Origin of the sequence: Chitinophaga sp. (assembly GCF_035564935.1) — a bacterium.
Classification (GTDB): Bacteria; Bacteroidota; Bacteroidia; order Chitinophagales; family Chitinophagaceae; genus Chitinophaga.
In genome coordinates this window covers 1-4307 of sequence record NZ_DATMTE010000269.1, presented here as the reverse complement: position 1 = coordinate 4307, position 4307 = coordinate 1, and the positions used below count along the sequence as shown (strand labels likewise).

Annotated in this window: 1 protein-coding gene; it reads right to left on the bottom strand. The window is 46.2% G+C overall.

Going from position 1 to position 4307, the window contains the following annotated elements; genetic code table 11:
* The coding region (locus tag VN105_RS07180) for an RHS repeat-associated core domain-containing protein (RefSeq protein ID WP_325639344.1) at positions 1-4256 on the bottom strand (4256 nt) is incomplete at its 3' end.
* Positions 4257-4307: the final 51 nt, after the last annotated feature.

Genomic DNA, 4307 nt, shown 5'->3' with positions numbered 1-4307 from the left:
CTTTCTCTTACTCTTGATTCCGGGCCCATATGAAGAACGCCATACACATCTGGTAACATTATATGGCTTTCCGGGATCTGTGTAAGAATTCTCGTTTTATCTCTTGCAATCTGCTCTGCTTGCGCAATTTTCAATTCGGCTTTCCGTTTCACTGAAAATGCCTGCTGCATCATCCATTCTTCAGCACCATCCACGTCTATTGCTTGTATCGGTGTATTCCCCGCAAATTGATATGGCGTATACCACGGGTATTTCGAAGATAACGGATCCACACTTAAGAACTTCGCTATTCTCGGATCATAAATCCTCATCCCATAATCCTGCTGATTTCCCTCTCCCTTCACCTCATTATCATTCTCCTTCCCGTTAAACCCATACCTATAAGAACTTCCATTCATCTTCCTTCCAACCAGCTGCATTCCAAACGGCGAATAATCCACGGCGCTGCTAAGCGTCACATCATACACGCTACCTGTTGGTGTCTTGTTGTCCGTAATCGTGGTCAGCACATTTCCCAGGTGATTCGTAATCTCGTATTCCCGGTTATTAACTGCTGTCCACAGGGCATCCTTTGTAGTGGTAGAACCCAGTTTCATATTAGGCTTCCACACACCCAGACGGCTGCTACCATAAAGATACTGCTCTTTCCATATAATATCTGCTGACCCTGTTTTCTGTTCGTAGGTAGCTAACACGTTCCCGTTTACGTCCCTTTCATAAAAGGTGGTAGTAAAGTTTTGCGCAGACGTTTCCACCACTTTCCTGGACCTGTTACCTGCCGGATCGTAAAAATACTCTGTTTTAAGCGTTCCTTTCTTAAAACTTTTGATTTTTCCAATAATATTCCATTCTATTTCAGATACATCGTTTCCATCCTTTATCAGGTTACCAATTTCGTCATATTGGTAGGCGTCACCCGCTACATTCCCAATCTCACTTGCTGTTTCTACAGCTGGAGCCTGATTTCCAATATCGACACCTGGATAAAGTGGCAATGTGATCCCATCCCTGACATATCTCAACCGGTTACGGGTTAGCTGCCCACCACCATTCCGCGGATAGTTATATGTGAGCCGGTCCATCGGCGCACCGCTCATATTATTACGGTTATACGTGAGAATATTACCGCTCGCATCATAAGTAATATCTTCTGCATAGGGTGTTGGAGGAGTAGTACCCATTTCCCAGGTGCTGGCCCCTTCCACTAATGTATGCTGACGCATGGTTCGTAACCGGTTCAACTGATCATAGCGGTAGCTATAGCCTATCGGATTTCCTCCGTTTATGCCTTTCAGGGCAAGCTCTGAACGCGCGATGTTGCCATTATACAAATCCTGACCTGCAATATCAGCGGCCTTACTTTCCCATTTCAATGCGAACGGATTCGTAACAGTGGGGGGCTTGCCAATTGGGGTATAGTCACCCTGGAAGTAATCCAGTGTATACGAGGCCACGTCTTTGGCAAAATGCGCCTTCGTTCCCGAAGGGTCACCATCCCTTCCCATATCGGATGCTGGCGAGAGATAGTTGCCGTTAACACCTTTCAACCAACCTTGCAACGTATAGGCGTAATCAATACCCTGTATGGCATTACGTAGATACTCCATGCGGCTGAGTGGGCCATGTTTATAGTAGCGATAGAAGGCATCTGTAACTGCACCACTGATCTCCCACTTGTCGACAGATACGCTGCTGATACCGGATTTTGCCTCTACTAACCTGTTTTCCGCATCATATGTATAGGCATAATAGAACTGATCATCTTTTCCGGGCTGATAACGAACTGCATTCACTTTTCCACTGATCAGGTCATAGTTGTAATCTGTCCGTTTGTAGTCGGACAACCCATTCCCATGCCAGAACGTTTTCACATTCCCAAGCAGATCATAGCTGTAAACAAAATTATCAGTCGTAGTTCCTCCTGTAGAGGCGGCAACGTACCGGTATTGAGCTGAGACCCTGTTTCTAAGGTTATCCTGTGTACCCAGGCCGGAGGGCAGCATGGGGCTGTCGTAGAAAGTATAAATGCGCTCAGGATTTGAAACGGGACTCGCCAATAGATCCCCATAGTTTATAATAAAACCAGGTTCAAAAATACTGACGTTACTAAAAACCTCGCCATTCTCTGTAATACGACCAAGTGCATCATATACTGAATAATTATAATTGTTATTCCGGGCCCACTGTTTTGCATTTCGTGAGGCAATCAGTCTCCCCAGGTAATCGTACCAGAAACCGCTGACACCGGCATCCGGACTCTTCTGCTTCGATACCTGGTTTAAAGAAGTATAGGCATAATCGGTAGCAAGCCTGTGTTGAGGCTGCACTGGCATAGGACGTACTTCAGTGTTGGAGTTCGGACCGCCCACCGTTCCCGGCGCACCATTAGCCGGTACATTATAACGACCCCAGAAACGCCTCGCGTCCAGGCCCGCCATCTGTGCCATACAAGGCTCCTGGGAGTTGATCCATATTTCATCGGCCGTAAGCTGACGGTTATATGTTCTTAGGTGCTTCAGATCACTGAGATCATTGGTGATAGATACTCCGCCTGTACCAACCACAATCTCCCAGGAACAAGGCGCCGGTGGTGCTTTCGTATCATTATTCAGTAATTGACCATTTACATAGGTACTCAGTACCCCATTCATCAAATTACTTCCCTGTACTACCAGGTGTAGCCAGTCGCCACCCTTAAAAGCCGTAATGGGCACCGCTATATGACTACTGGTTACGATATTGATAGCATTAGTCTCCGGATTCATCTTATAAATCGAGATATAGCAATAGGTGCTGCTAATGCAGGTAGTAAAGAAGTAATTATTATCGGAGGTAGGAGTCAACACCTGGGTAGCTCCCGTTGGCCGGCCTTTAATCCACATTTCTACCGATACACCGGTCTGAATATTCAATGAATTAGTCAGTTCTGTCAATGTCAATGGCAAATTTGTATTAACGCTGGCGCCATTGTAGTTACAGGTAAAGTCAGCTGGAACTTCCGTGGTGGTGGTATTCAATTTTTCCGTACTTAGTACATCCACCCCTTCCGGTGGTACCGTCCTCACCAGGTTACCCGCCTGATCATAATAATAAAGCGTGAAATGATAAAGCTGCTGCTGCGTTTTCAGATTAGCAGTAGTCTTTGTAGCAGCACATATGGTAACGTATTGTCTACGGAAATTCTGTCGGACAGAATCAATATATACCATATAACGGCGACGACCACCCGCAATTGCTCCATCTATCATTCCCATCAAACACTCAGCAGGATCAGGGGTTACTGACCTGAACACCGGCTCATTGCAGAGCAACGCTGAAGTACCCGCCGTTACCTTCTGCCTGTAGTCATCATAATCCGAATACCCCAGCGAAAAGCCCCAGCGATGGTTCAGATAAGTGGCTACAATGGTTTCATAATTATCCTTTGTGTTATCCAGCCCACCTGACCATGGCTCCTGGTTAAGCGCCGTCATTCCGGCAGTGAACTCAGCAGGTGTAATACATCCTTTTGTATTTACTTCCAGGAATACCGGCAATGTAAGCTGGCTGGCCAGCAGATACCGGCAGTTACCACAACTTTTTATCAGCTGATCCAACTCCTCCTGTTTGAGATTCATCGCACTGCCGTAGGTATCTGTAAGGTATTTGAAGAATGTGCGTCCCGCAGCATTGCTGTTATAGGTTGCCTGCAAAGCACTCAAACGGGCGCAGATAGCCGGATTCGTGTTGCCGATAACTGCTTCTGCTGTTTGTGCCTTCACATTAAACGGATATGGCCCGGAAAGAATCCAGGGATTATTCATCATTGTAATACTACCTGCGCCCAATACACCCAACATCACATCCTTGAAGGAACGATAACCCTCCGCAGTAACACCAGGCACTGCCGCACTCGCACCGTTTAAGTGAGCAGTATCCCCACCCAGTTTGCACACTTCAATCAATTTCTGACGAAGTACATTTTTCGCGGCAGAAGTATATCCACTAAGTCCTTCCTCCAATTGCGACATCCATACATCTGCATTATTAGCACAATTGTCTGCCACCAGATTTGCTACCTGCGCAAAACCATCGTTCCTTAAAGAATCCGGATTCATGGAGAAAGTCTGATCATAGTCTATTCTCTCCATACGGGAAATTTTATTCCTGAATAAAGGAGAGCAGCCGCCGGTGGGGTCGTTACAGGTATAAGAAAGTACCGTAACTGGTTGTTCGCCCGGCGCTGGATAATAACCACCAACATAGACTGACCCCAAATAAACCGGATTAGGTGGGTTCATCTTAACAGTAACTATATTGTTTGGATC